Here is a 24,612-nt window from a genome sequence, read left to right as displayed (position 1 = left end):
GCTACTGTCTGAGTATGAATGTATTCCCGATTTCGCCTGGTATACGCAGGTTTGCAAAACACTTCATCGATGGTGGATTCTCCCTCTATATTGTAGGAGGGGCCGTCCGTGACCATCTGTTGGGGTTGAAAATCGAGGATTATGATTTCACCACCGACGCCCTACCCGACCAGGTGATGCATCTTTTCAAGACCGTCATTCCCACCGGTATCGAACATGGGACGGTTACGGTGCATTTTGAGAAGCAAAGCTTCGAGGTGACAACCTTCCGAAGCGAAGCCGAGTATTTGGATGGAAGGCACCCGAGTTCCGTCTCCTTCATCCCCAACCTCGAGGAAGATCTCAAGCGACGCGACTTTACCATCAATGCATTTGCAGCAGATTGTACAAACGGACATATATTGGATTTCCATGGCGGGAAAGAGGATTTGAAGAACAAGACCATCCGAGCAATAGGGAATCCCATACAACGGTTTGAAGAGGATGCACTGAGAATACTCAGAGCAGCAAGAATTGCGGCCAAACTGAATTTCTCCATTGATGATCAGACCGTATCGGCCATGCAAGAGATGAAAAAAAACCTGTCCAAGGTAAGTGCTGAACGCATTCGCGATGAACTGTTCAAGCTGGTCCTCTCCAATCATCCCGCCACCGGCCTTACCTACCTCAGAACCCAAGGAATCCTTACTCTCATCATTCCTGAGTTCAAGCAAGCTGACGGGCTCTATCAGGGGGGAATGCACCACGAGGATGTGCTTTCGCACTGTATCTCGGCCTGTCAGGCTTCGGTGTTGGTTGCATCGTCCTTGGAGGTACGGCTTGCATGCTTGTTGCATGATATCGGAAAGAGTGAAGTGGTTGTTGCATCGGAATCAAGAAACACCTTTGCAAAACACGAATTGGTCGGGGAGAACATTACCCAGACTATTCTCAAGCGCCTGAAGGCAAGCAATGAGCAGATTCATGCAGTCTCCCATCTGGTTCGCCACCATATGTTCGACTATCAGAGCAATTGGAGCGATAGTGCGGTTCGCCGTTTCATAACCCGTGTGGGGCTAGCATTCATTCCCTTACTTTTTCAAGTCAGAATTGCCGATCAAATCGCCATTCACGGCAAAGCGAACACGCTCTTGCTTGATGAGTTGAAACTTCGCATCGAAGCTATACTGCAGTCTCATGATGCCCTGTCCATCAAGGACTTGGCGGTGAATGGGAATGACTTGATGTCCGTGGGAATTCCAAAGGGTCAGAGAATCGGGACAACCCTCACCTATCTTTTGGAGACGGTACTCGATGACCCTAGGCAAAATACGCGTGATACGTTACTCAAACTAGCAAGCTCGTATCAATCCTTATTGGGTTTCACCAGCTGATCATACGCAAGTTTGGCGGCCATCTGTTCTGCTTGTTTCTTATTGGCCCCACTAGCCGGGCCGAATACTTGGCCATTGACATCGACTTCAACAAAAAATGTAAAGTCATGCTCGGGTCCCGTTTTCCTAACCAATGTATAGGAAGGTACCTTGCGCCAACGCTTTTGCATGTACTCCTGCAGGCTGGTCTTGTAGTCGCGATGATAATCATCGTCCAAAACTGCCTGGATTTGCTGTTCGAGATAAAGCATCACAAACGACTTGGCGGCTTCAAAACCACTGTCCAGATAACAAGCTGCGAATAATGCTTCCATGCAGTCGGCAAGCAGTGCTTTCTTATCCCTGCCACCGGTGAATTCCTCACCCTTTCCGAGAAGCAGATACTTGTCTACAGAAAGTTGTCTTGCAATCATTGCAAGACTGTCTTCACTGACCACCACACTTTTAATTTTTGAGAAATCACCTTCTGCTTTAGCCGGAAAATTCCTAAAAAGCCAATCAGCGACACACATTCCCAGAACGCTGTCCCCAAGGAATTCAAGCCGTTCGTTGTTGTCAACCGAATCGGATGTCTCATTGGCAAAGGATCGATGGGTGAAGGCAAGGTTCAACAGCTCAAGGTTTGAGATGGTAATTTTGCTGTCTTTGATAAATACAAGAAGCTCCCGCTCTCTATCTGATGAGATGGCGGGAGCTCTCATGAAGAGTGTGCTCTCCATTGAACTAGTATGCCTTAGAGTTGGGTTGCAAGGAAATCTACTGCGTCCCTAACCGTTTCGAACTCATTGGCCTTCTCATCAGGGATGGAGATTCCGAGTTCCTCTTCAATGGCATAGACCAATTCGTAGGTATCCAGGCTATCTGCTCCAAGGTCCTTGCGGAATGAGGCATCTATGGTGATCTTGTTATCGTCGATCTCCAGCTTCTCTGCAATCAAAGACTTTACTTTTTCAAAAACTTCCTTGCTATCCATCTCGCTTCTCCTGAGTATTACTTATTTGTCCTGCAGCTCGATGACCTGCACTCCACGATAGAATCCGCACTTAGGGCACACGCGGTGAGGCAGAACCATATTTCCACAGGTACCACACTGGGAAAGCGTGGGAGCAGCAAGACGCATGTTGGCAGCCTTTCTGGAAGCGGCACTTGCCTTTGAAGTCTTATATTTGGGTGTTGCCATGTTTATATCCTCTTACACTATGCAAAATTTTGACACGTATGGAAGAATAACGGAAAACCCCTAAAGCGTCAACAACTTGATTCGATTTCTCATCATTTGTACAACAAGAGGGGGAACCATCGGGCTAATATCGGCCCCATACGCAGCCATTTCCTTGATGGCACTTGATCTAAGCTGAAAATATTTCGGACTGGTCGGCATGAACAGCACTTCCAGATTCGGATTGAGTTGCTTATTGGTCATGGCCAGTTCGAATTCATATCCGAAATCAACCAATGCGCGGACACCTCTGATCATTACCCCAACCTGATGGTCACGTGCGAAGTCGACTACCAGTCCGCGATAACTCACCACCTCGATGTTCTTATGGTCACAGAGAATTTGGCGCAGCATATCCATACGTTCTTCTGCAGTGAATAGACACTGCTTCTGTACATTTTCTGCTACGACGACATAAAGTTTCTCATACAGTCGTGCACTACGTTCAATAATATCGATATGGCCGTTGGTCGGTGGATCGAACGAGCCTGGAAGTATTGCAGTTCTGCTGAGCACACTCATTGCTTGACCGCCTCCACGAATTTTTTCATTTGTTCGAACGTCTCGGCATTCTCCCAGACAACACGCCTGAGAAAGGTAAACGTTCCATCCTCTTTCGTCTCCACCACCGCAAAAGTACCTCTGCCGATGTAACTCACCTTTTGATTCTCAGCAAGCGGTTGTTCAGAGGCGATTTGATTCAGGACACAATCAAAATGACAGAACCCGCCTTCCGGGTGGGTCAAAGCACTCGCAATGACATCAATGACTTCACCGCAAATCTTGCAGTTCTCAAGCGGCTCCGATACTCGTTTGACCGGAAGTTGGGGAAGATTGCTGTGAAAAACTTTCTTTCCTTGTTCAGGCAACAAGGTATTCTTGGGTTTGGTGGCTATCTCTTTCTGTGCAAGTTTAGCCTTGGACTGCTTCTTGGATCGGTTGCGCTTGTCCTTACGGCTTTTGTCCCGCTTCAGCTGCCCTTGCTCGTTGACTGGTTTCTCTATTTCCATCCTCTACCTCGCATAGTCTAGCCTACCTTGTTTTGGCAAGGAGGGCAATACAACAGAAAAGGACGGCTAGTTGCCGTCCTCCTGAATACGCTTGTCGAACGACGTTTAGGCGTTCTTCCTGCGGATAAGTTCCTTGACCTTTGCCTTCTTGCCGACCTTGCCACGGATATAGTAGAGCTTAGCTCTTCTGACACGGCCTTTGCGGATGACTTCAATCTTCTCGATACGGGGAGAGTGCAAGGGGAAAATTCTTTCCACACCCACGCCGTATGAAATTTTGCGGACAACAAATGTTCTCCGAATTCCACCATGGTTCTTGGCAATTACCAGGCCTTCAAATACCTGGACACGCTCATTGGTACCTTCAATAATCTTGAAGAACACTTTAACGGTATCGCCAACGCAGAAATTCTCTGCATTTTCCTTCATCTGTTCTGACTCTATAGCCTTAATTACGTCCATCGTCTACGGTCCCCTTCGCACTATGTTCTTTCAATGCATTCAAAATCTTTCTGGAGTTCGCATCCAAGGATGCCGTCTCCAACAAATCCGGCCGATGTGACAAAGTCTTCTCCAACCGTTTCTGCAGTCGCCATTGGCCAATTTTGGCATGATGTCCGCTCAATAATACATCAGGGACACCTTTTGAGCAATAGGTCTCAGGCCTTGTATACTGGGGATATTCTAGCAAATTGTCATGAAAACTCTCTTCCGAAAGTGAGTCGCTGGATATCACACCGTCAAGCAGACGGTAGACAGCATCGACAATCACCAAGGTAGAGACTTCCCCACTGCTGATAACATAATCCCCAATACTAATCTCGTCATCAACATATAGGTCAATCACCCGTTGGTCAATACCTTCATAATGACCGCAGATAAAGACCAGTTCAGCTTCCTTGCTCAAGTTCTCGGCATAGTGTTGGGTGAAGCGTTTGCCAGAGGGCGAAGCATACACAACGCGTTTGGACTCTGCCTTGATGGAAGAGAGTGCTTTGCATAGCGGATCAGTCTTGATCACCATACCAGCCCCACCACCATAGGGAACATCGTCACAACTCTGATGCCTGTCGGTTGCAAAGCGGCGGAAGTCAATGATTTCGTACTCCACACATCCGCTTTGTACAGCCCGCCTCATGATTGAATTCTTGAAAAACCCCTCTACCATTTCGGGAAAAAGGGTGACAATCTGAATCTTCACGCGAGGATCCAAGGAGTCTTCAACTCAATCGTTCGGTTTTCCAGATCGACCTCTCCAATATACTCCTTCAAGTAGGGTACCATATAGAGCTGATCTTCCGCCGTCCGCACTTCCAGCAATACCGCCTGGGCGCCATCAATGCTGCTGACTACTTCTGCAATAAACTTGCCATCGTGCATCATGGAGCAACCGATGAGGTCATTAACATAGAATTGGCCCTTTTTCAAAGGGGCTGCCTTACTGCGCTCAACCATCAGGTGCTGTCCATTCAAAGCCCTTGCAGTTTCCGGATCATCAAATCCAACAAACTTCATTATAGGCTGAGAACCCATCATCCTGAAACTTTGAATGGTAAGCAGCTGCTCTGTACCATCCTTTGCACAGAGAATAACTTCCTTGAGTTTGCCAAGGTACGAGCAATCCTCATTATGCGGATGAATTTTCACTTCACCTGCAATCCCAAACGGGCTCTTTACGGTAGCAGTCCAGAGCAACTTTTCCATACGTCAGTCCAAAATTTCGAGCACGGCACGCTTACCACCCTTGGTGGCTGAGGCACTCAGGATAGTCCTGATAGCCTTTGCTATGCGTCCTTGCTTGCCGATCACTTTGCCGACATCCTCGCTGGCGACCTTCAGCTCAAGGATCGTGGACTTTTCGCCCTCGACCACATTGATGCTGACTTCGTCAGGGACATCAACCAGTGATTTCACAATGTATTCAACAAGATCTTTTTCCACAACTATCTCCTGGAATTATTCCTGGACAGTTCTGGTTACGGTTACACCATTTCTGTTGAGCAGGCTCTTTACGGTATCGCTGGGCTGTGCACCCTTTGAAAGCCAATCCTTAATCTTCTCGACCTGCAATACAACCTGCTTGTCCTTCTCGGCCAAGGGGTGGTACTGACCAACCTCATCGAGGGTTCTGCTCTGGGTGTTTGCCCTTGAGTCCATCACCACGATACGGTAGTCAGGTCTCTTCTTGCTGCCAAATCTTTTCAGTCTCATGCTTGTGCTCACGTCAATTCCTCCTACGAATTCAACTCTACATACCCATCTGTTTCAGCATTGCAGCCTGGTATTTTTTATTTTTTGCCAACTTCTTCATCGTAAGTCGCATTTTCTCAAACTTTTTCAGCAAACGGTTTACATCGGAAACGGTTGTACCGCTACCACCTGCCACCCGCTTACGTCTGGTCGGACCCATTATATGGTAATTTGTACGTTCCGCATAGGTCATCGAAAGAATAATTGCTTTCTCCCTGCGAATTTCCGCCTTATCAATGTCGTCCTCGCTGATCTGGCCTTTGGCTCCCGGAATCATCTCCAAAAGCTGTTCCATCGAGCCCATTTTATCCATATTGTTCAACTGGTCAAGATAATCCTGCAGGTCAAAGGTGTTCTTCGCCATCTTCTCCTGCATTCTCAAAGCATCCTTCTCATCGATGGCGCTTTGAGCCTTCTCAACCAAACTGACAATATCACCCATGCCAAGGATGCGGCTCGCAATACGCTCCGGATAGAACGGCTCAAGGTCATCCATCTTCTCACCGACACCGATGAACTTGATGGGCTTGCCCACAACCGAGCGCAATGAGAGTGCGGCACCACCGCGGGTATCACTATCGAACTTGGAAAGCACGACACCCGAAATGCCAACTTTCTGCTCAAACTCTTGCGCGATGGCTACAGCATTCTGTCCGGTCATCGAATCGGCAACAAAAAGTGTCTCGTCGGGCTTGATCGCATCGCGAACCCGTTGGATCTCATCCATAAGAGTTTGGTCGAGGTGCATACGCCCGCTGGTATCGACTATGAGGATATCGCGCTGGTCTTTCTTAGCCTGTGCGAGTGCTGCCTTTGCAACCTTGGAAGGGTCTTTCTCCCCTTGGATGCTGAAAACCGGGACACCAACCGACTCACCCAGAACCTGCAGCTGCAAAATGGCCGCGGGTCTGACAAGGTCGGCGGCAACCAACATGGGTCGCCTACCCTCGCGCTTGAGCCGGGCGGCAAGCTTCGCACTGGTCGTTGTCTTACCAGAACCCTGCAAACCCATCATCAATATGACTGAGGTGGTATCGGGACCTTTGAGTAAGAGCTTCTGATTTTCCTCATCTCCGAGCAACGCAACCATGCGGTCGTAGACAATCTTCACGAACTGCTGACCGGGGTCGACGGCCTTGAGGACTTTCTCCCCAAGAGCTTCTTCCATGGTTCCATTGATGAAGCGTCTGACGACCCGAAGGTTTACGTCAGCATCCAGGAGTGCCACCTTGATTTCTTCAACGGCATCCTGGATATTCTTCTCGGTTATTTTGGACTTGCCGGCCAGCGTTCGCATGATGCCGGAGAACTTATCACTTATTGAATCAAACATTACCTTACTCTACTATAAATTTCGCTCAAGTTACATCTTATACCGTACAGAACTCTTTTCTGTCAAGAAGTGGCAAGCGTCTGACCTTCATCATCGAAGACTACAGCCTGCTGTTCCTCATTGAGGATGACCTGTTCGCCTTCAAAGTTTCCAATACGATAGCTGACCATCGTCGATACCCCGGCCTCCATCTGCGTCACCCCAAGCAGTGTCCGGCTTCCCATGACGGTATGCTTGTTGTGGGTGATAATGATGAATTGGCTCCTGCGGGCAAATTCATCCAATACCGAGAGGAAATACCCGATGTTGCGATCGTCGAGGGCAGCATCGATTTCATCCAAAATACAGAAGGGAGAAGGTTTGACCAAATAGGTTGCAAACAGCAGGGCTACGGCGGTCATCGACCGCTCTCCTCCACTGAGCAATGCCAGGTGAGTCAATTTCTTCCCCGGAGGCTGGGCAAGAATATCGATGCCGCTTTCCAAGACATGTTCAGGGTCGACAAGTGTCAGTTCAGCCCGACCTCCACCGAAAAGACGGCGGAACATTTCCTGGAAGTTCTGACTGATTTGCTTGTAGGATGCCAAAAAGAGCTCTTCGCTGCGGCTCTTGATCTGAATTACCACTGCATCCAAATCGGCTTTCGCCCTGTTCAAATCATCCAGTTGCTTCGTTAGGAAGTCATATTGTTCCTTGACCTCACCAAACTCTTCCTCAGCCATTTGGTTGATATACCCCATTCCCTCAATATTTCTTCTCACTTCCTCAAGTCGTGCCTTGAGAACAGGAATGTCGAGCGTCTCTTCACTCATACGGCCTTCAAATTCCTTCAGGCTCTTGCCGTAATTATCAAAAAAGTTGGTATAGAGAAAAGAAATATTGCTTGCAAGCTGGTCGATCTGCAGTTCAAGTTTCTCTTTTTCCGACCTCAGGTTCTGCAATTCCTCATAGCGTTCGTTTTTCTGGTTCTGCTTACTGCGGATTTGGTTGCTTTGCTCTTCGATGACGAGTATCAAGTCCTTCAGGTCGGCATTCAGTGCGGCGATACGGCTCTTGCTCTCTTTGACTTCACCCTCAACGCTGCGGATATCCTCCTGGGTCTCATAGATTCGCTCCTGAGCTGTCTCAGCCAACTTAAGGGCATCCTTGTACTGGTACTCCTGCTCGGTGACAGAACGCTGCAGCTTGGCCACCCACTCTTTGGCAGCACTCTTTTGTGCAAGCAACTGATTCATGGCAACCTTCTGGTCGCTGATATTCAGTTGGTAGCGCTCCATCTCCCCTGCAAGCCTGGTGTTCTCATCTCGCAGATAGGCAATACGTTCCCGGTTGATCTGCACCTGCTTGCGAATTTCAAGCATGCGGTCATCGAGTCGATGTTTCTCGGAGATGGTCCCCTCAGGGGAGATAAGCTCGTCGAGAAAGGATGGCTGCATCGATTCATAGGTCTGGAACAGCGTTTGTATGCGCGACAGGGCAATTGACAAGCTCTGATAAAACTGAATCTGCCGTTCAACCAAATCCTCCGAGGACAAGGTAGTGTGGGACAACTGCTTGAGGAACTGCATCTGTTCCTCGAGGCTTTTCTTGACATGTTCAATGCCGCCGACCAGATCCGCCCGTGCAGATTCTTTGTTCTGCAGGTTGTATCCACTTTGTTTCAACTTCTCTTCAAGCTGGATCACAATGATATCGGTCAATTCCTTGATGCGCAGTGAGAGCTCTTCCAGATTCTCATCATAACTGAGGTTTTGTGCTTCGAGATTCGCAATTTCGCCATTGTGGCTTAGCAGCATTGAACGGGTTGCATCCAACGCCTTCTGGTTGCGTGACATTTCCTCTTCAAGCTGAATAACGGAAGCATCGATGTCTGCAACCTCGTCCAATTTTTCATCAATTTCTGCAGTATCACGCTCGATATGCTCTAAAATGACCTGACTTCTTGAAGATGCCTGGTCTTTCTGCACCAAGAAGTCCCGAAACCGCTGGGTAAGCAAGTCCAGTTTATCGGCCTTACCCTTAATCGCCTCATCGAGGCGCTGTAATTCTGTCTGCATGGTAATGCGTTCAGAACCAAGAGTCCGAAGATGATCCTGCATCTGCTCAATTTCTTGGTCGCAGTTGGTCAAGGAACCTTTTTGTGCTTCATACTCACGTTCATGGCGCTCTTTCAGTTCAATCTTGTTCTCACGTAGCAAGAGGTATGACTTAAGGGTGGACAGCTGGACATCCACTTCGAGGGAAAACTGTTCTTTCTTGAGCTCGCGGTACGAAATTGCCTTGGCTGCTTGGTTCTTTTTGGTCTCGTAGGTACGTTTCACCTCTTTGAGGATGGTCTCCACCTGCAGAATATTCTCATCTGTTTTGGCAAGTTTACGTTCTGCTTCCAGACTTTGGACCTTGAACCGCGAAATACCTGCCGCTTCCTCGAATATATAGCGTCGGTCTTCAGGTTTGGAAGAAAGTATCTGGTCGATCTTTCCTTGTTCGAGAATGGAATAGGCACTCTTACCTACCCCGGTATCATAGAAGAGTTCGCGGATATTCTTCAGCAGCACCCGGTTGCGATTCAGGTAATACTCACTATCACCATTGCGGAAAATGCGCCGCTTAATCTCAACTTCAGCTTCCTCGATGCCGAGGTGGCGCTCTTCATTGGAGATGACCAGCGTTACTTCGGCTACTTGCAAAGGTTTACGGGTATCGGTACCGTTGAAGATTACATCTTCCATGCGACCGGCCCGGAGGGTTTTTGTGGATTGTTCACCAAGAACCCACTTGATGGCATCCACGATGTTGCTTTTACCACATCCGTTGGGGCCTAGAAGGCTGGTAATTCCATCAGAAAATTCCAAATTCACTTTGTCGGCAAAGGACTTGAAACCATATATTTCCAGGCTTTTTAGAAACAAAATTCACCCTCTTTGTGCTTGACGCAGTAATGGAGGGATTATAGCATAGGTTGGTCGTCGGTAAAAGTAGGAGAAAAAGATGGAAGAATCTCTGTTGTTTTCATTCGAGGCCGAAAACCAAGTTCTTTGCGGTTTGGATGAAGCAGGCAGGGGCCCGCTTGCCGGTCCGGTGGTAGCAGCTGCAGTCATTTTGGGGCCGGACTTTCCTACTGAAATCCTCAACGACTCCAAAAAATTGAGCGAGAAACAACGCCTTGAGGCTGAGATTGTCATCAAGCAGAAGGCACTCTACTGGGCTGTAGGTCTGGCGACAGCTCAGGAGATCGACAGAATCAATATTCTGCAGGCTTCCCTGTTGGCGATGAAGCGTGCGTATGAGAAAATCAGCTCACAAATCCATGTAGATGTTGCTTTGGTAGACGGTAATCAACGGCCCAATCTCGATTGCATCACCCAGGCTATTGTCGGTGGGGATGCCCTGATTCCCCAAATTATGGCTGCCAGCATTCTTGCAAAGAACCAGCGAGACCGTTACATGGTGCTTTGTCACACCAAATGGCCTTTTTACAATTTTGCCAAACATAAAGGGTATCCTACCGAGGAGCATCGATCAGCGTGTTTGCTGTACGGACTTTCACCCATCCACCGTCGAACATTTCATATTGAACAAAGAAATGCTGAATCACCAGTGCAGGCGACACTTTTTTAAAGCAGCCGTATCATCGGCACAAAGGTAATACCGTTTCTTTGCTGAACTGAATCAATGGTCTTGAACCCTAGCCGCTGGTAGGTTGAAACAGCGGATACTGCGGCATTGACGCTGACAGCAGCAATATGCGGATCAAGCTCACTGCAACGCGTAAGGGCCAGATCCACGAGAGCATGAGCCAACCCTTGCCGTTGATAGAGTGTATGGGTAAAGAGTAAACAAATATGTGAGTTATTGCGTATTTCTATGTGGGAGACTATTGCTTTACTGCTTTCAGCGACAAAGCCCAAACCGCCTTCATGCATTCGAGTGCGCATTGCTTGCGGTTCAATATATGCATAAAACGTACGATTTCCCTCATCGGTATATGTAGAGGAAAGGTACTCGTCAAAGACAGTTTTCACAAAGGCGCAGACAGCAGGGACATCTTGCATTTGCATCTCTCTGATTTCGATCATCGTTGGCTCCAATAAATAGGAAGGCAGCCGTTTGGCTGCCCTGCTTGGTTTACTTCTGTTTGGTGTTCTGCTTAAGGAAATCCAAGGATTTCTGCAGTTCCTTTAAGAATTCTCCCAAATCTTCCTGATAGACAATAATTGATTGTCTGATGAACTTATCACTATCGGGAGTACCTTTACTCTCAACTAGGTTGAGGAACATGTCCCCATAAATGTTCTCTTTCACATTAAAGAAATAGGTCCTGTCATTCTTGACAAGCCTCGTTGAATACACTTCTCCACGCTGTCCCACGCTAATAACCTCGCTTGTATCGCTATATGGTACTTGTAACAGTGTTTATGCTTCTCTGTCAACTACAGGTACTTGACGAAGAATTCAGAATACTTTATAAAAACACCGTACTGACCGACTGCGCCTATCGTATAATGGTATTACCTCAGCCTTCCAAGCTGAAGAAGCGGGTTCGACTCCCGTTGGGCGCTCAAGCAAAACCCACACAGATGCGTGTGGGTTTTTCCTTGTCTGACCTGTATATTGGGTGTATTCCGTCTGACAAATTTGCTATAGTATTGAATGGTATTGGAGGATTCATGGAACTCTTACTCAAAAGGTATGCACAACTCATTATCAAGGTGCAACTTAAACTGACCGAAGGCGACAGTCTGTCGATCAACACCGAAGCAAATACTATGCAATTCGCCCGCTTATTAGCCAGGGAGGCTTGTTTATCGACTCGCCAAAGCGTGACGATTGTTGAAACCAATCATGGAAAAGTTGTTCAAGCTTACCCAATAGATCCTGTTGAAAAAGAAATATTCCGACCCGCCATCCACACAGTGGTCATGTGCCATCTTTTCGATCTCGATGCAAATCCCTATTTGGTAGATAGCAATCTGCTTGAGGCTACCTCGGAAGTAGGTACCATTTCAAAATTCGGGCACCTCAGCGATCCTGTCTTTCTCGATCGCCGCATCGCCGTTCCCTGGGCAAATATCCCCTTTCCCGGTCTTCGTTGGGCTATGGAACTATTGGGCAAAGCGGCAAGTGAAGAAGAGATGTGGAAGCTGTTCAGTTCCTTATATCGTCTTGATGGTGAATGGGCTTCCTCATTCTGGGAGGAGCAGGGAAATTTGCTGGAATATCGCAAGCAATCTTTGAACAAGCTCGGCCATGCTCATGTCAACTTTGTTTCCGATGGTTGGCAGCTCGAAGCTGAGATTGCCAGGGATACCGTATGGGCCGGAGGACGAACCGTGTTGGCAAGCAAACGGTACTTCCTACCCCAGCTTCCCATCCAAAGTCTCCATGCATCCTTGGACTGCTTTACCGCCCAAGGCAGTTTCGCGGCTTCCCGGCCTTTGTATGTGTTGGGAACCGAAGTAACAGGTGCAAGATTTACCGTCCAGGACGGTAAGGTTACCGATTGGCAAGCAGACACAGGAAAACCGGCCCTCGATGCCTTCTTCAACATCGACGAAGGGGCGAGGCATGTCAGTGAACTATCGCTTGCCGACAACGATACAATTGAAAGCAGGTATCTGCAAAAATCCATTCACCCGCATTTTGGCAAGGAAATTACCACAACCATAATTTTGGGAGGGTTCTCCCTCGATACCCTGACCGGACAGAGTGATGATGAGGATATCAAGAAGAGCAAACTTTGCGAATCATTGGTGAGACTGGAGATTCCGGTGGGAGACAGCCAGCTTGCCATCAATCTTACGACCGATGACGGTCAAACCCATGAAGTCATGATCGACGGGGTTTACAATCTTTAGGAGCACAGACATGGACCAAAAACTCATTTCTACCTATGCAGACCTTATTATTGAGAAAGGCATCAATCTTCAGCAAGGCAAGAACGTATTCATCCTGACCGGACCCGGAACCTACTACTTCGCCCGAGAGCTCAGCAAATCAGCGTACAGGCATGGAGCAACTTATGTGCAGGTAATTCTTGATGACCTGGATGTGCTTTCCTCACGGTTGCAAGCCCAGAACGAGGAGCAACTGACGTTCAATCCGGCATACATGAAAGCACTCGACTATGAGATGTGCACCGAAGGTTGGTCCTATATTCGCATTGATTCCACTGAGGAGCGTCTTGATCACGCCGAGCTCGACCAGGCTAAGAATCAAATACTGGGCAAGGCCAAACGCAGGTTCCATGAAGCCCGCAGCAAAAAACTCATGCGCAGCCAACTTGCTTGGTGTGTGTGTTGTGCTCCCGGCCCATTGTGGGCAAAGCAGGTGCTTGGAGACAACGCCACTACCGAGGACCTCATGGACGTCCTTACGCCTATTCTTCTGCTGGATACACCAGATCCGGCTCTTGCTTGGGAACAGAAGAAAGCAATGCTCGACCGACGTCGGGGATACCTCAACGAGCAGGGCATCGAAGAGTTGCACTTTAAAAGCAGCAAAACCGACCTTACCATCGGATTCACCAACCAAGCTCGCTTCACCGGTGGAGCTGAGTCCATGCAGGACGGGCTTCAATTCTTTGCAAACCTTCCTACCGAAGAGATTTTCACCACTCCCGATAGAATGCGTGCACAAGGGTATGTGACCACTACCAAGCCCGTAACCGTGTTGGATGTTAAAACCGAGGAAGTAAGGTTCGTATTCGAAGAAGGGAAAGTTGTTGACTATTCAGCAAAGGAAGGGAAAGAAGCTCTCGATTCCTTCTTCTCCATCGATGAGGGAACCCGCCGACTCGGGGAAGTGGCTTTGGTGGATGAAACAAGTCCCATTGCACAGAGCAATCTCATCTTCAACTCAATCCTGCTGGATGAGAATGCCAGTTGCCACCTCGCCCTTGGGGACGGCTACCCCACTGCCTTGGCTAACGGATCTGCACTTTCGACCGACGAGCAACTACACGAAGCTGGATGCAACACAAGTCTGATGCATATCGATTTCATGATTGGTTCGAAAGATATGGATATCGATGCAACCACGTTCGACAAAAGAAGTTTTGCCGTAATGAGAAAAGGTGTCTTTGTCTTCTAGTTTAATTCGCTGATCAAACGCAGCCCATCAAGGGTATGCATTACCGAGATATGATTGATCCGGTCGATCAAGGGAGCAATGGTATGGGTAAGGCCTCCGGTCGCAATGACGAAGACCTCCCGTCCCAGCTCCTGTTCGGTACGCTCTATAATGGCTTTCACCATACCGGCATACCCGAACATAATACCGCTTCGGATTGATTCCTGACTGTTTCTTCCGATTGCTGTAGCAGGGATTTTCAACTCGACCTGGGGCAATTGGGCGGTATTGCCGAACAAGGCATTCACCGCAGTCACCAAACCAGGGGCGATGGAAGCACCAAGGACTGAACCGTCGCTGTCGACCGTGGTCAATGTAAGGGCGGTACCGAAGTCAACAACAACCACAGGTTCGTTGGGATGCATGTAATGCGCCTGCGCCGCATTGGCAAGCAAGTCGCTTCCCAATTCTGGAGGAATCGTCTCTTTCCTCAGTCCCGTCTCCACACTATGATCAACCATCAAAGGTTGGACATCGAAGAGCCGGGTGATGTTTTTCTGCATGGAGCGGGTCAGATTCGGTACAACCGAACTGATCACCGCTTTATTGATATCATGCTTATGCAGGCCTGCATGACTCATCAGGCTATCCAGGACGACAAAATACTCATCACTGGTTTTTTTCTGGTCGCTGTAGATTCGAAATGATTGCACCCACTTATTTCCATCATGGACCGCAATGACTATGTTTGAGTTTCCGATATCTACCGCTACCAGCATACAGCCTCCCTAGAGTGCGATTGCGTGGTGTGATCCGCTGTACTTCTCATCACGCAGAGCCTTAATGGTATCATCACTGAAATACTCCTCAAAGCTCATCATCCTGTCAATGACACCATTTGGAGTGAATTCAATAATACGATTAGCAATGGACTCGACAAACTGGTGGTCATGGCTGTTGAAGAGCAACACGCCGGTAAAATCAATCAGACCGTCGTTGAGCGCCGTGATAGCCTCCAAATCCAAATGACTGGTGGGTTCATCGAAGATGAGACAGTTGGCCTGCTCGAGCATCATGCGCGACAGGACACATCGGACTTTCTCTCCACCGCTGAGAACCGTACAATCCTTCAACGCTTCATCACCACTGAACAGCATACGCCCAAGGAATGATCGGATGTAGGTATCGTCCTTGTCCTCGCTGTAGGTGCGTAGCCAGTCGGTAATGGAAACATGTTCGCTGAACAGATGGCTGTTGTTCTTGGGGAAATAGGAAAGACTGGTGGTTACACCCCAGGTAAAGGTACCACTGTCAGGTTTGATGTTGCCGGTGAGAATTTCAAAAAGGATTGTCTTTGCATAGTGATTAGGACCGACAAAGGCCACTTTATCACCACTGTTGAGCACCAAATCGAAGTTGTCGAGGATTTTCTCTCCTTCGATCACCTTGGTAAGGCCCTTGACCTCCAGGATGTTCTTACCGCATTCGCGAAGCGGCTTGAAGGCCACATAGGGAAACCTGCGACTGGAGGGTTTGATGTCATCGATGGTGAGCTTGTCGATCAGCTTCTTTCTGCTGGTAGCCTGCTTGGCTTTTGCCACGTTGCTGGAGAAGCGGAGAATGAATTCTTTCAGTTCGGAGATTTTCTCCTCACGGCGCTTCTTATCGTCCTTCATCTGCTTGGCAGCCAGCTGACTGGACAGATACCAGAAGTCATAGTTGCCGACATAGAGCAGGATTTTGCCGAAGTCGATGTCTGCAATATGGGTACAGACGGTATTGAGGAAGTGACGGTCGTGGCTGACAACGATAACTGTATTATCGAAGTTGGCCAAGAAGTCCTCAAGCCAATGAATTGACTCAAGGTCAAGGTGGTTGGTCGGTTCGTCCAACAAAAGAATGTCAGGGTTTCCGAAAAGGGCCTGGGCAAGCAGAACACGGACCTTGATGTTGTCTTCAACGTCACTCATCTTTTTTTGCTGCAAATCAGTTGAAATTCCCAGTCCATCGAGCATCTGGGCAGCCTGTGCATCAGCTTCCCAACCGCCCATGTCGGCAAAATCTCCCTCGAGTTCCGCAGCCCGAAGGCCGTCAGCCTCGGTGAAGTCTTCTTTTGCATAGATGGTGTCCCGTTCCTTCATCACGGAATAGAGCTGTTCATACCCCATGACGACGGTTTCAAGGACTGTATAGTCGTTGAAGGCGAAGTGATCCTGCCTGAGGACGGCCATACGCTGGCCGGTTGAGATGATGATTTCACCGGTATCGGACTCGATCTCACCGGAGAGGATCTTCAGGAAGGTTGACTTACCGGCTCCATTGGCACCGATGATACCGTAGCAGTTGCCCGGAGTGAATTTTATGTTGACTTCCTTAAAGAGAACCTGTGTTCCGTAAGAAAGACCGATATTTGACGCTGTAATCATAGTATGTGGTTCCTCATGCGTAGTATAGCGATAAAAAAGGGCAACCTACAAGGTTGCCCCTTCCTCATTCGTTTTAGTTCCTAGGGGAATCGAACCCCTATTTAGAGACTGAGAATCTCCTGTCCTAACCATTAGACGAAGGAACCGATGCCTGGGATGGAGGGATTCGAACCCCCAAAGGCAGAACCAGAATCTGCAGTGTTACCATTACACTACATCCCAATTTGAAAATCCTGTGGTAGGATACGGAAATGCGTATGCTTTGTCAAGGGGATAGGAAAATTATTCCTACTCCCCGTGATAGACTTGCAGCACTTCCACCGGGTACGGGGCAAGGGCTCGGTCATAGTTGAGGAACGGCAGCCCGATGACTCCCAAAAACCCTTCAACCTTGGCTCCATGCTCTTCAAACATGGAAGCAGCAGCCCTTAAAGTGCCTCCTGTTGCAATCAGGTCATCGACAAACAGAACACGACTACCCTTTTGGATGTCCACTTCCTGGACGCATACCACATCGCAGCCGTACTCCAGCTCGAAGCTCTTTGTATACACCTTGTTGGGCAGCTTGCCCATCTTTCGTACCAAGATCATGGGTATACCAAGTCGTTCGGCAAGCGGTGCGGCAAATATGAAGCCACGTGCCTCTACTGCAGCTATCGCATCGATGGTGCGATGCTTGCAAAGCTGCTCCATCCGGTCGATGCAGTAGCTAAACGCTTCCGGTACTGCAAGAATACCGGTAATGTCATAATAGAGGACTCCCTGCTTGGGGAAGTTTGGTACCTTTCGAATTACACTGTCTAAATCGTAATGTGCGTCCATAGGGCCTCTCGTCAGGAATATTGTTTTTTAAATGCGGTTACCCGAGCACTTGCCGACTCGGAAAAATCTGATCGAATACCATCGCTCAAATAGCGATATGCCAATGCAGCAATCATTGCTCCATTGTCAGTACATAATTTCAGGGACGGAAAAGAAACCTCATAGCCGCCTAGCCTGAGTGTTTCCAATTCACTTCTCAGGTAGCTGTTTGCAGCAACCCCGCCTCCTGCACTCAATCGTTTCAGGCCTGTCTCTTCCAAAGCAGCTTTCACCCGCTTTATCAGCATGTTTACTGCACTGCGCTGGAAGGATGCTGCAATATTTTCAGGACTTTTTTCGCTCTTCCCATCCCAAAACGTATCCAGCTGGTTGATCGTTGCAGTCTTCAACCCACTATAGGAAATATCATACGGATGGTCCTTGGTATGCAACGTAGGACCGGGAAACAAAAAAGCGAGAGGATTACCCTTCTTGGCCAGACGGTCAATAGCCACTCCGCCCGGATATCCAAACCCATAGTGCTTTGCAACCTTGTCAAAGGCCTCGCCGATGGCGTCATCGATGGTTGTACCAAGGACTTCAATTGCATCATACCCATCGACTCTGCAGATGACGGTATGACCACCGCTAACCAACAGCCCCAAGTAAGGATACTGCAAGGGGTGTTCAATCTGGGAGGCATATAAGTGTGCTCGGATATGGTCGATGGTGATAAAGGGTACCCCAAGGGAAGCTGCATAGCCCTTGGCAAAGCTCAAGCCTACCAAAAGAGAGCCCAACAGACCAGGTCGGTTGGTTACGGCAACTGCATCGATGTCATCTGAACTAAGGTTGGCTTTCTGAAGGGCGGTTTGCACCACCGTTCCAATCCACTGGGTATGCAGACGCGAGGCTAGCTCTGGAACAACCCCTTCATAGGGTTTATGGAGTTCGATCTGGGTGGCAATAATGTTGCTCAGGATGGTATGTCCGTCCTCTACGATTGCAGCAGAGCATTCATCGCAAGAAGTTTCAATCCCCAGAACTCTCATAAAGGGTCGTCCTCATCGTCGTCAAATTCATCTAAAAAATCATCGTCATCAAGGAAATCAAAGTCCTCATCATCGAACGAGAACTCATCCTCGCTGACCAGCGGGGCAATGTCACTGAGCTGCAATCCATATTCCAAGGCGTCCGGAAACATATCCAACAAAAACTGGGCAACATCAGGTTGCCAGCTCAATCCTACCTTGGTTCCGACAGCATGTTTTTCAGTATTCAGCAAAACAACCACCTCCTGGGCGACAGCATGGCTGAACGATGTTTGTGTTTTCAATGCACTCCCTCTTCAGTTGCAAGCGTACTAGACAAAAGCCTCCAAGGTCAAGGCAAGATTATGGAAGTACAATAACGGAAATACCATCTTTACCTTCTTTCCTCTTTCGGGTAAAATGCACCTGTTTTACCTACATTGCCAAAATAGCTCAGGGGTAGAGCAGCTCACTCGTAATGAGCAGGTCAAGGGTTCAATTCCCTTTTTTGGCTCTCACGGTTCCTTCGGGAACCGTTTTTATTGCCCGAAGACAACATCACCCGGGCCGAAGCCCGGGTGATGTACTGATTTGCAATCGCTTACTTAGCCTTTTTGGCGGCAATGGATGCCTGGGCTGCTGCAAGACGGGCGATGGGAACTCTGAACGGAGAGCAGGAAACATAATCCAAACCGACCTTATTGCAGAACGCAATAGTCTTGGGATCACCACCATGCTCGCCACAGATACCCAGCTTGATGTCCGGATTGGTGGAACGACCAAGTTTTGCAGCCATGTCCACCAGCTTGCCTACACCTTCAATATCAATGGTGGCAAACGGATCGTAGTCATAAATCTGCTTATCTGTATCGTTCACATAGGGACCGAGGAAGGATGCTGCATCGTCACGGCTGAAACCACAGGTCATCTGGGTCAAGTCGTTCGTACCAAAGCTGAAGAACTCTGCCTCACGAGCAATTTCGTCAGCGGTGATTGCAGCTCTGGGAACCTCGATCATCGTTCCAATCTTGTAATGTACCTGCATTCCCTGTTCATTGAAAATCTTCTCAATGACCTGAAGTGCATGTTTCTTACAGAACACAAACTCCTTGTAGTTGCCTACCAAAGGAATCATGATCTCGGGCATTACATCCACTCCCTTGCGCTTTACATTGATGGCTGCTTCAATGATCGCCCTCACCTGCATCATGAGAATTTCAGGATAGATGATGGCAAGTCGGCAACCACGGAAACCGAGCATCGGGTTGAACTCATGCAAAGCACTGGACTTCTGGGCAACTTCCTCAACAGTCAGACCCATCTGCAGGGCCAACTCATGGCGACTGGTGTGGTCGTTGGGGAGGAACTCATGAAGCGGCGGGTCGAGCAATCGGATTGTTGCAGGCCTTCCCTCCAGTGCAAGGAAAATTGCTTCGAAGTCACCTCTCTGCATCGGAAGCAGTTCAGCCAATGCTTTCTCCCGCTCCACCAGATTGTTTGCAAGAATCATCTTGCGAATCGACATAATGCGGTTTCCACCGAAGAACATGTGCTCGGTACGGCAAAGACCGATACCCTCAGCACCGAAGGCGACAGCCATTTCGGTATCGTGGGGCGTGTCGGCATTTGTATAGACACCAAGTCTCTTCAGCTCCTGCACGTAGCCCATAAAGGTCTTGTAGTTATGAAAGAGGTTGGATTCACTCTCTTTCATATGGCCGTTGAGCACTTGGACAATCTCAGAGGAGCGCACGGGAATCTTGGTTCCATAGACGGCTCCGGTAAACCCGTCGATGGACATGTAGTCACCTTCACTGAGGTAGGTTCCATTTACTTCAAGATTCTTTTTTGCTTCATTGATATGAATATCACCGGCACCGCTGACACAAGGACAACCCATACCACGGGCGACAACAGCAGCATGGCTGGTCATTCCACCACGGCAGGTAACAACACCCTTGGCAACAGCCATGCCCCCAATATCCTCAGGACTTGTCTCTGAACGGACAAGAATGACATCCTTGCCCAGGGCAGCCATTTCCTCAGCCTTTTCAGCAGTAAAGTAAATCTGTCCGCAGGCACCACCGGGAGATGCATTCAAACCACGGGTAACTTCATTCAAACCATTGTCGCGGATATACTTGGAGTCAAGAATCGGAGCAAACAGTTTGCCGAACTCGCCGGCAGGAACTCTGGATACTGCAGTTTCCTTATCGATCAAGCCTTCTTCAACCATGTCAACCTGGGAACGGAGCCAGCTGAAAATCGTGCGCTTGCCGTTACGGGTCTGCAGCATGTACAACTTGCCTTCCTGAATGGTGAACTCTATGTCCTGCATGTCCTTGTAATGCTTCTCCAAAATGGAGCGGATTCCTACCAACTGGTCGAAGACTTCTGCATTGACTGCCTTCAAGGTATCGATGGACTGGGGAGTGCGGATACCGGCGACAACGTCTTCACCCTGGGCATTCATCAAATACTCACCGTAGAACTGGTTTTCTCCCGTGGAAGGGTCACGGGTAAAAGCGACACCGGTGCCGCTGGACTCGCCCATGTTTCCAAAGACCATGCTCTGAATATTGACAGCAGTACCAAGCAATCCACGGATATCATTCATCTGACGATACTTGATGGCTCTCTCATTATTCCAGGACTGGAAAACAGCGTTGATGCTCTTAAAGAGCTGGTCGATTGGATCAACGGGGAATTCTTCACCGGTATAACGCTTGTATAGCCTCTGATACCGGGTGATTACTTCCTGCAGGTCCTTGCTGTCAAGTTCGGTGTCGAGCGTCTTTCCCTTGGAATCCTTCACATCCTGCAGGGCACTTTCATACTCGTGATGGGGAACACCCATGACAACATCACCGAACATCTGCATGAAACGGCGGTAGCTGTCCCAAGCAAAACGTTCGTTGTTGGTCTTGGCGATCAAAGCCTTGACACTGTTAGGATTCAGTCCAAGGTTGAGGATGGTATCCATCATGCCGGGCATGGACTGTGCAGCACCACTGCGAACCGAAACAAGCAAGGGATTTTCATTGTCCCCAAGCTTGGCACCCATCAAGGTTTCAAGCTTGGCAAGATTCTCAAGCACCTGTTCTCTCAGGCCCTCAGGATAGGATCCCTCATGGGAACTATAATACGCACACGCTTCAGTGCTAATCGTAAAGCCCGGAGGCACGGGAAGACCAATACTGGTCATGTCGGCGAGGTTTGCACCTTTACCACCGAGCAGCTCTTTCATTTGAGCTGTCCCTTCTGCCTTGCCGGAGCCGAAAAAATAGACATACTTTGTTTTTTTTACTGCCATACTTGACTCCTGTTCTTTCTCATACTAGACGAACAAATCCTATCTGTTCGGCGGACACCTGTCAATCAAATCACGGAATAAAACGGCAATAACGGGTAATCAAGTTCTTATTAGATAAATATTTGTTCAATTGTTTTTTGGAACAATATTCCAATTTTCTTGGATACAAGATAAGTTTTCACAACAAACGCATTACAAAATTTTTAGGCTTTTTGCAAGTTTTTTTCTACAATTCATGGATTACGTAGTTTCCCCTATATGAACCAACAGATTCCGCAATTTATGCAACAAACAGCAACAAACAGAAAAACACCCGCCATTGCTCACTTGGCAATAAACGGGTGCAGAGTATTTGGGAGAGACCTAAATCAGGGCTGCTTGCCGATATAGGCAAGAATGCCACCGTCGACATACAGCACATGGCCATTGACGAAGTCACTTGCCTTGCTGGCGAGGAACAGGGCCGGACCCTCAAGGTCCTCGGTGTTTCCCCATCGCTCGGCCGGTGTCTTGGCCACGATGAACGAGTCAAACGGATGGCGGCTGCCATCGGCCTGCCGTTCCCTCAGGGGGGCGGTCTGGGGGGTTGCGATATAGCCGGGCCCGATGCCGTTGCACTGGATGTTGTACTTGCCGTACTCGCTGGCGATGTTGCGTGTCAACATCTTGAGCCCACCCTTGGCCGCTGCATAAGCACTGACCGTCTCGCGTCCCAGCTCGCTCATCATCGAGCAGATGTTGATGATCTTGCCCGTCTGGCGCTCCATCATCGAAGGAAGCACCGCCTTGGCGACGATGAACGGGGCGGTAAGATCGATGTCGATGACCTTGCGCCAGTCGCTTGCGGCCATTTCGTGCATCGGGATGCGCTTGATGATCCCGGCGTTGTTCACCAGGATGTCGACCGGCCCGAGGTCCTTGGTGATCTGGGCATTGGTCCTTACCACGGCATCCTCATCGGTTACGTCACATACATAGCCGTTGGCCTCAAAACCAGCTTCCTTGTAGGCAGCTGTTCCCTTGTCCACCAAATCCTGGTTGATGTCGTTGAATGCAATCTTTGCACCCGCTTGGGCATAGGCGCTTGCAATCGCAAAGCCGATCCCATAACTTGCCCCGGTTACCCAAGCCACTTTCCCCTTCAGGGAGAACATCTCTTGCATGTTTACCATAGTTCTTACCTCAACTCCTCAGTTGCTACCCAGTCCATATCGGTATAGGTGCGGTTTTCCCCACACATTGCCCAAATGAACGTATAATTGCTTGTACCCACTCCACTGTGAATCGACCATGACGGATTGATTACCGCTTCCTCATTGCCTACGGCGATGTGTCTGGTTTCAGTGGGTTCTCCGAACAGGTGGAACAATGTCTGCTTCTCCTTGATGTCGAAGTAGAAGTACACTTCCATTCTCCGTTCATGGGTATGGGCCGGCATGGTGTTCCATACGCTGCCCTCATCGAGCTGGGTCAACCCCATTGACAACTGGCAGGTATCCAGTACATCCGGGTGAATGTATTGGTTGATCGTTCGCTTATTGCTGTCGGCTACATTGCCGGCGCTTACATGCTTGGCTGCAGCAAATACTATGTGTTTTGCAGGAAAAGCCTGATGGGCAGGGGTGCTGCTCATATAGTACTTTGCCGGGTTTTTGGCATCCTTGCTAGCCAAGCTGACCTGCTTGGTTCCCATGGGAAGGTACAGACCATCGAAGTGCACCAGATTGTACGTCACCCCATCGGCCTGCACCACCCCGTCGCCGCCGATGTTGATGATTCCCAATTCGCGGCGCTCCAAGAAATAGTTCACGCCGAAGTCCTTCATTGGGTCGATATTCTTCGCAAGATCAACTTTGTTGTTCACCGGCATGGCCCCAAGGGTCACAATTCTGTCGATGTGCGAGTACACTGCGCTCACGTCGTCTGCAACAAAGATGTTCTGAATTAAAAACTCTTTGCGCAGCTCACCGGTTGTCATGTGCTTGAACGCCTCTTTTCCTGTTGAATAACGAATGTCCATGTAATTCCTCCTACTCTGAAAGACAATCCGGCCGCTTGAACGACAGTACTCTGTCAAGGTACGACCCGATGGTTTGTGCATCACTGAAATACGAACTGAGATCCGACTGCAGCATATGCTGCATACGACGAATCCCACCAAATAAATGATAGGTTATTACCCCTTCCATTTGATCATACTGCTGTGTTTCCAACAGCGAAAGCAGTACTGCATGCTCCTGTACGATTTCCTTGAAATTATGCATCTCCACAATGTCAAGCATACGAAAACGTGTGTAATAGACTTCCGAATCCTGAATGGCATCCCAGAACAAGGGAAATCCAACTTCGTTGAACCACGTCTGATGGAGTGCTGAATCGATTGCATAGAACACTGATGGTTCAAATTGGTCACTGGCAAGCAAGATTTCCTGATTACGCAGCATGTGACGGCAACGCTCCAGGGCGAAGGGGTCCGCCTTTTGGGAAAACTGCGTAAGGACCTTGGTCTCCAAAACCGTGCGCATCATAATAATCTGATAAATAAAGGAGAACTTTAGCAAGGTAGCCCGCACTCCCTTGTAGGGGACGAACTCCAAGAGTCCTGCGTCGCAAAGCCTCTCAAGTGCAACATGTACCGGAGTCCTACTAGCCTCAAATCGATCACAAATATCCTGTTCCCGCATCATTTGCGCCGGGACGATGGTAAGATTCAGGATTTCCTTGCGCAAGGAGGTATAGACATGGTTCGCTGTATCTTTAGCCCGCATCAACAACCTCCTTTGTT

27 protein-coding genes and 4 tRNA genes are annotated in these 24,612 nt (G+C 48.8%); 6 read left to right on the top strand and 25 right to left on the bottom strand.

Annotated features, from left to right (window positions below):
* Positions 1-14: 14 nt before the first annotated feature.
* Positions 15-1,373: a CCA tRNA nucleotidyltransferase gene (locus SPIBUDDY_RS06695; RefSeq protein ID WP_013606989.1), complete on the top strand. Its 1,359-nt coding sequence runs from the start codon at positions 15-17 to the stop codon at positions 1,371-1,373.
* Here SPIBUDDY_RS06695 and rnc read toward each other — a convergent pair.
* The 12 genes from rnc to SPIBUDDY_RS06635 form a co-directional block, all read right to left on the bottom strand.
* Positions 1,346-2,092 carry a ribonuclease III gene (rnc, locus tag SPIBUDDY_RS06690; RefSeq protein ID WP_013606988.1) on the bottom strand — a complete coding sequence of 249 codons (747 nt, stop codon included), beginning with the start codon at positions 2,090-2,092 and terminating at the stop codon, positions 1,346-1,348. The genes SPIBUDDY_RS06695 and rnc overlap by 28 nt on opposite strands.
* 14 nt (positions 2,093-2,106) lie before the next feature.
* On the bottom strand, positions 2,107-2,346 hold the full coding sequence (gene acpP, locus SPIBUDDY_RS06685; protein WP_013606987.1) for an acyl carrier protein: 240 nt from the start codon (positions 2,344-2,346) through the stop codon (positions 2,107-2,109).
* Positions 2,347-2,367: 21 nt separating this feature from the next.
* Positions 2,368-2,553 carry a 50S ribosomal protein L32 gene (gene rpmF, locus SPIBUDDY_RS06680; RefSeq protein WP_013606986.1) on the bottom strand — a complete coding sequence of 62 codons (186 nt, stop codon included), beginning with the start codon at positions 2,551-2,553 and terminating at the stop codon, positions 2,368-2,370.
* Between the two features lie 60 nt (positions 2,554-2,613).
* Positions 2,614-3,114, bottom strand: coding sequence for a pantetheine-phosphate adenylyltransferase (coaD, locus tag SPIBUDDY_RS06675; protein WP_013606985.1), 501 nt, complete (start codon positions 3,112-3,114; stop codon positions 2,614-2,616).
* Entirely contained in the window at positions 3,111-3,602 is a 492-nt protein-coding gene (locus tag SPIBUDDY_RS06670; RefSeq protein ID WP_013606984.1) for a hypothetical protein, read from the bottom strand. The genes coaD and SPIBUDDY_RS06670 overlap by 4 nt, the downstream gene beginning before the upstream one ends.
* Before the next feature lie 105 nt (positions 3,603-3,707).
* A complete protein-coding gene (gene rplS, locus SPIBUDDY_RS06665) occupies positions 3,708-4,064 on the bottom strand; it encodes a 50S ribosomal protein L19 (protein ID WP_013606983.1) in 357 nt (118 codons plus the stop codon).
* Positions 4,051-4,803 (bottom strand): tRNA (guanosine(37)-N1)-methyltransferase TrmD, encoded by a 753-nt coding sequence (gene trmD / locus SPIBUDDY_RS06660; protein WP_013606982.1) that lies wholly within the window; start codon positions 4,801-4,803, stop codon positions 4,051-4,053. Before trmD ends, rplS begins: the two co-directional genes overlap by 14 nt.
* Entirely contained in the window at positions 4,800-5,306 is a 507-nt protein-coding gene (gene rimM / locus SPIBUDDY_RS06655; RefSeq protein WP_013606981.1) for a ribosome maturation factor RimM, read from the bottom strand. Before rimM ends, trmD begins: the two co-directional genes overlap by 4 nt.
* 3 nt (positions 5,307-5,309) lie before the next feature.
* Positions 5,310-5,543, bottom strand: a complete 234-nt coding sequence (locus SPIBUDDY_RS06650; RefSeq protein ID WP_013606980.1) for a KH domain-containing protein — start codon at positions 5,541-5,543, stop codon at positions 5,310-5,312.
* 15 nt (positions 5,544-5,558) lie between these two features.
* Positions 5,559-5,813, bottom strand: a complete 255-nt coding sequence (rpsP, locus tag SPIBUDDY_RS06645; RefSeq protein WP_483475650.1) for a 30S ribosomal protein S16 — start codon at positions 5,811-5,813, stop codon at positions 5,559-5,561.
* Positions 5,814-5,850: 37 nt separating this feature from the next.
* On the bottom strand, positions 5,851-7,185 hold the full coding sequence (gene ffh, locus SPIBUDDY_RS06640) for a signal recognition particle protein (protein WP_013606978.1): 1,335 nt from the start codon (positions 7,183-7,185) through the stop codon (positions 5,851-5,853).
* Positions 7,186-7,247: 62 nt separating this feature from the next.
* Positions 7,248-10,097 carry a chromosome segregation SMC family protein gene (locus SPIBUDDY_RS06635; RefSeq protein WP_013606977.1) on the bottom strand — a complete coding sequence of 950 codons (2,850 nt, stop codon included), beginning with the start codon at positions 10,095-10,097 and terminating at the stop codon, positions 7,248-7,250.
* Positions 10,098-10,176: 79 nt separating this feature from the next.
* Between SPIBUDDY_RS06635 and SPIBUDDY_RS06630 the strand changes: the two genes are divergently transcribed.
* Positions 10,177-10,806: a ribonuclease HII gene (locus SPIBUDDY_RS06630; protein ID WP_013606976.1), complete on the top strand. Its 630-nt coding sequence runs from the start codon at positions 10,177-10,179 to the stop codon at positions 10,804-10,806.
* On the opposite strand, the gene SPIBUDDY_RS06625 is transcribed toward SPIBUDDY_RS06630, so the two are convergent.
* Positions 10,803-11,264: a GNAT family N-acetyltransferase gene (locus SPIBUDDY_RS06625; RefSeq protein WP_013606975.1), complete on the bottom strand. Its 462-nt coding sequence runs from the start codon at positions 11,262-11,264 to the stop codon at positions 10,803-10,805. The genes SPIBUDDY_RS06630 and SPIBUDDY_RS06625 overlap by 4 nt on opposite strands.
* A gap of 49 nt (positions 11,265-11,313) precedes the next feature.
* Entirely contained in the window at positions 11,314-11,556 is a 243-nt protein-coding gene (locus SPIBUDDY_RS06620; protein ID WP_013606974.1) for a DUF3276 family protein, read from the bottom strand.
* A gap of 120 nt (positions 11,557-11,676) precedes the next feature.
* Between SPIBUDDY_RS06620 and SPIBUDDY_RS06615 the strand changes: the two genes are divergently transcribed.
* From SPIBUDDY_RS06615 to SPIBUDDY_RS06605, 3 genes are all read left to right on the top strand, one after another.
* Positions 11,677-11,747: transfer RNA gene (locus tag SPIBUDDY_RS06615), tRNA-Gly, on the top strand.
* A 108-nt stretch (positions 11,748-11,855) separates the two neighbouring features.
* Entirely contained in the window at positions 11,856-13,043 is a 1,188-nt protein-coding gene (locus tag SPIBUDDY_RS16010) for an aminopeptidase (protein WP_041381164.1), read from the top strand.
* A gap of 10 nt (positions 13,044-13,053) precedes the next feature.
* Positions 13,054-14,277: an aminopeptidase gene (locus SPIBUDDY_RS06605; protein WP_013606972.1), complete on the top strand. Its 1,224-nt coding sequence runs from the start codon at positions 13,054-13,056 to the stop codon at positions 14,275-14,277.
* On the opposite strand, the gene SPIBUDDY_RS06600 is transcribed toward SPIBUDDY_RS06605, so the two are convergent.
* From SPIBUDDY_RS06600 to SPIBUDDY_RS06570, 7 genes are all read right to left on the bottom strand, one after another.
* A complete protein-coding gene (locus SPIBUDDY_RS06600; protein WP_013606971.1) occupies positions 14,274-15,035 on the bottom strand; it encodes a type III pantothenate kinase in 762 nt (253 codons plus the stop codon). The two genes, SPIBUDDY_RS06605 and SPIBUDDY_RS06600, sit on opposite strands and share 4 nt — an antisense overlap.
* 9 nt (positions 15,036-15,044) lie before the next feature.
* Positions 15,045-16,682, bottom strand: a complete 1,638-nt coding sequence (locus SPIBUDDY_RS06595; protein WP_013606970.1) for an ABC-F family ATP-binding cassette domain-containing protein — start codon at positions 16,680-16,682, stop codon at positions 15,045-15,047.
* A 74-nt stretch (positions 16,683-16,756) separates the two neighbouring features.
* Positions 16,757-16,828, bottom strand: a tRNA-Glu gene (locus SPIBUDDY_RS06590).
* A 5-nt stretch (positions 16,829-16,833) separates the two neighbouring features.
* Positions 16,834-16,904 (bottom strand) — tRNA-Gln (locus SPIBUDDY_RS06585).
* Between the two features lie 66 nt (positions 16,905-16,970).
* A complete protein-coding gene (locus SPIBUDDY_RS06580; RefSeq protein WP_013606969.1) occupies positions 16,971-17,504 on the bottom strand; it encodes an adenine phosphoribosyltransferase in 534 nt (177 codons plus the stop codon).
* 11 nt (positions 17,505-17,515) lie between these two features.
* Positions 17,516-18,535, bottom strand: coding sequence for a tRNA (adenosine(37)-N6)-threonylcarbamoyltransferase complex transferase subunit TsaD (gene tsaD / locus SPIBUDDY_RS06575; protein ID WP_013606968.1), 1,020 nt, complete (start codon positions 18,533-18,535; stop codon positions 17,516-17,518).
* Complete coding sequence (locus SPIBUDDY_RS06570) at positions 18,532-18,819, bottom strand: hypothetical protein (RefSeq protein ID WP_013606967.1); 288 nt, start codon at positions 18,817-18,819, stop codon at positions 18,532-18,534. The genes tsaD and SPIBUDDY_RS06570 overlap by 4 nt, the downstream gene beginning before the upstream one ends.
* 137 nt (positions 18,820-18,956) lie before the next feature.
* On the opposite strand from SPIBUDDY_RS06570, the gene SPIBUDDY_RS06565 reads away from it, so the two are divergent.
* Positions 18,957-19,028 (top strand) — tRNA-Thr (locus SPIBUDDY_RS06565).
* Between the two features lie 87 nt (positions 19,029-19,115).
* Here the strand turns inward: SPIBUDDY_RS06565 and ppdK are convergent.
* From ppdK to SPIBUDDY_RS06545, 4 genes are all read right to left on the bottom strand, one after another.
* Positions 19,116-21,827, bottom strand: coding sequence for a pyruvate, phosphate dikinase (gene ppdK / locus SPIBUDDY_RS06560; RefSeq protein ID WP_013606966.1), 2,712 nt, complete (start codon positions 21,825-21,827; stop codon positions 19,116-19,118).
* A 368-nt stretch (positions 21,828-22,195) separates the two neighbouring features.
* The gene (locus SPIBUDDY_RS06555) at positions 22,196-22,999 is read right to left on the bottom strand and encodes a gluconate 5-dehydrogenase (RefSeq protein WP_013606965.1); all 804 of its coding nucleotides are present in this window, start codon (positions 22,997-22,999) and stop codon (positions 22,196-22,198) included.
* Positions 23,000-23,004: 5 nt separating this feature from the next.
* Positions 23,005-23,847, bottom strand: a complete 843-nt coding sequence (kduI, locus tag SPIBUDDY_RS06550) for a 5-dehydro-4-deoxy-D-glucuronate isomerase (RefSeq protein ID WP_013606964.1) — start codon at positions 23,845-23,847, stop codon at positions 23,005-23,007.
* A gap of 10 nt (positions 23,848-23,857) precedes the next feature.
* Positions 23,858-24,595, bottom strand: coding sequence for a GntR family transcriptional regulator (locus tag SPIBUDDY_RS06545; RefSeq protein WP_013606963.1), 738 nt, complete (start codon positions 24,593-24,595; stop codon positions 23,858-23,860).
* Positions 24,596-24,612: the final 17 nt, after the last annotated feature.

This window comes from Sphaerochaeta globosa str. Buddy (genome assembly GCF_000190435.1).
GTDB classification, from domain to species: Bacteria; Spirochaetota; Spirochaetia; order Sphaerochaetales; family Sphaerochaetaceae; genus Sphaerochaeta; species Sphaerochaeta globosa.
This window is presented reverse-complemented; position numbering and strand designations above follow the sequence as displayed.

What these genes read in the sequence shown, in the direction of transcription:
- tsaD (WP_013606968.1), bottom strand. Translation starts at nt 18,535, where the DNA reads ATGAGAGTTCTGGGGATTGAAACTTCTTGCGATGAATGCTCTGCTGCA.
- SPIBUDDY_RS06555 (WP_013606965.1), bottom strand. Translation starts at nt 22,999, where the DNA reads ATGGTAAACATGCAAGAGATGTTCTCCCTGAAGGGGAAAGTGGCTTGG.
- rnc (WP_013606988.1), bottom strand. Translation starts at nt 2,092, where the DNA reads ATGGAGAGCACACTCTTCATGAGAGCTCCCGCCATCTCATCAGATAGA.
- ffh (WP_013606978.1), bottom strand. Translation starts at nt 7,185, where the DNA reads ATGTTTGATTCAATAAGTGATAAGTTCTCCGGCATCATGCGAACGCTG.
- SPIBUDDY_RS06670 (WP_013606984.1), bottom strand. Translation starts at nt 3,602, where the DNA reads ATGGAAATAGAGAAACCAGTCAACGAGCAAGGGCAGCTGAAGCGGGAC.
- SPIBUDDY_RS06695 (WP_013606989.1), top strand. Translation starts at nt 15, where the DNA reads ATGAATGTATTCCCGATTTCGCCTGGTATACGCAGGTTTGCAAAACAC.
- SPIBUDDY_RS06630 (WP_013606976.1), top strand. Translation starts at nt 10,177, where the DNA reads ATGGAAGAATCTCTGTTGTTTTCATTCGAGGCCGAAAACCAAGTTCTT.
- SPIBUDDY_RS06625 (WP_013606975.1), bottom strand. Translation starts at nt 11,264, where the DNA reads ATGATCGAAATCAGAGAGATGCAAATGCAAGATGTCCCTGCTGTCTGC.
- kduI (WP_013606964.1), bottom strand. Translation starts at nt 23,847, where the DNA reads ATGGACATTCGTTATTCAACAGGAAAAGAGGCGTTCAAGCACATGACA.
- SPIBUDDY_RS06545 (WP_013606963.1), bottom strand. Translation starts at nt 24,595, where the DNA reads ATGCGGGCTAAAGATACAGCGAACCATGTCTATACCTCCTTGCGCAAG.
- rimM (WP_013606981.1), bottom strand. Translation starts at nt 5,306, where the DNA reads ATGGAAAAGTTGCTCTGGACTGCTACCGTAAAGAGCCCGTTTGGGATT.
- coaD (WP_013606985.1), bottom strand. Translation starts at nt 3,114, where the DNA reads ATGAGTGTGCTCAGCAGAACTGCAATACTTCCAGGCTCGTTCGATCCA.
- SPIBUDDY_RS16010 (WP_041381164.1), top strand. Translation starts at nt 11,856, where the DNA reads ATGGAACTCTTACTCAAAAGGTATGCACAACTCATTATCAAGGTGCAA.
- SPIBUDDY_RS06580 (WP_013606969.1), bottom strand. Translation starts at nt 17,504, where the DNA reads ATGGACGCACATTACGATTTAGACAGTGTAATTCGAAAGGTACCAAAC.
- rpmF (WP_013606986.1), bottom strand. Translation starts at nt 2,553, where the DNA reads ATGGCAACACCCAAATATAAGACTTCAAAGGCAAGTGCCGCTTCCAGA.
- SPIBUDDY_RS06605 (WP_013606972.1), top strand. Translation starts at nt 13,054, where the DNA reads ATGGACCAAAAACTCATTTCTACCTATGCAGACCTTATTATTGAGAAA.
- ppdK (WP_013606966.1), bottom strand. Translation starts at nt 21,827, where the DNA reads ATGGCAGTAAAAAAAACAAAGTATGTCTATTTTTTCGGCTCCGGCAAG.
- acpP (WP_013606987.1), bottom strand. Translation starts at nt 2,346, where the DNA reads ATGGATAGCAAGGAAGTTTTTGAAAAAGTAAAGTCTTTGATTGCAGAG.
- rplS (WP_013606983.1), bottom strand. Translation starts at nt 4,064, where the DNA reads ATGGACGTAATTAAGGCTATAGAGTCAGAACAGATGAAGGAAAATGCA.
- rpsP (WP_483475650.1), bottom strand. Translation starts at nt 5,813, where the DNA reads ATGAGACTGAAAAGATTTGGCAGCAAGAAGAGACCTGACTACCGTATC.
- SPIBUDDY_RS06600 (WP_013606971.1), bottom strand. Translation starts at nt 15,035, where the DNA reads ATGCTGGTAGCGGTAGATATCGGAAACTCAAACATAGTCATTGCGGTC.
- SPIBUDDY_RS06595 (WP_013606970.1), bottom strand. Translation starts at nt 16,682, where the DNA reads ATGATTACAGCGTCAAATATCGGTCTTTCTTACGGAACACAGGTTCTC.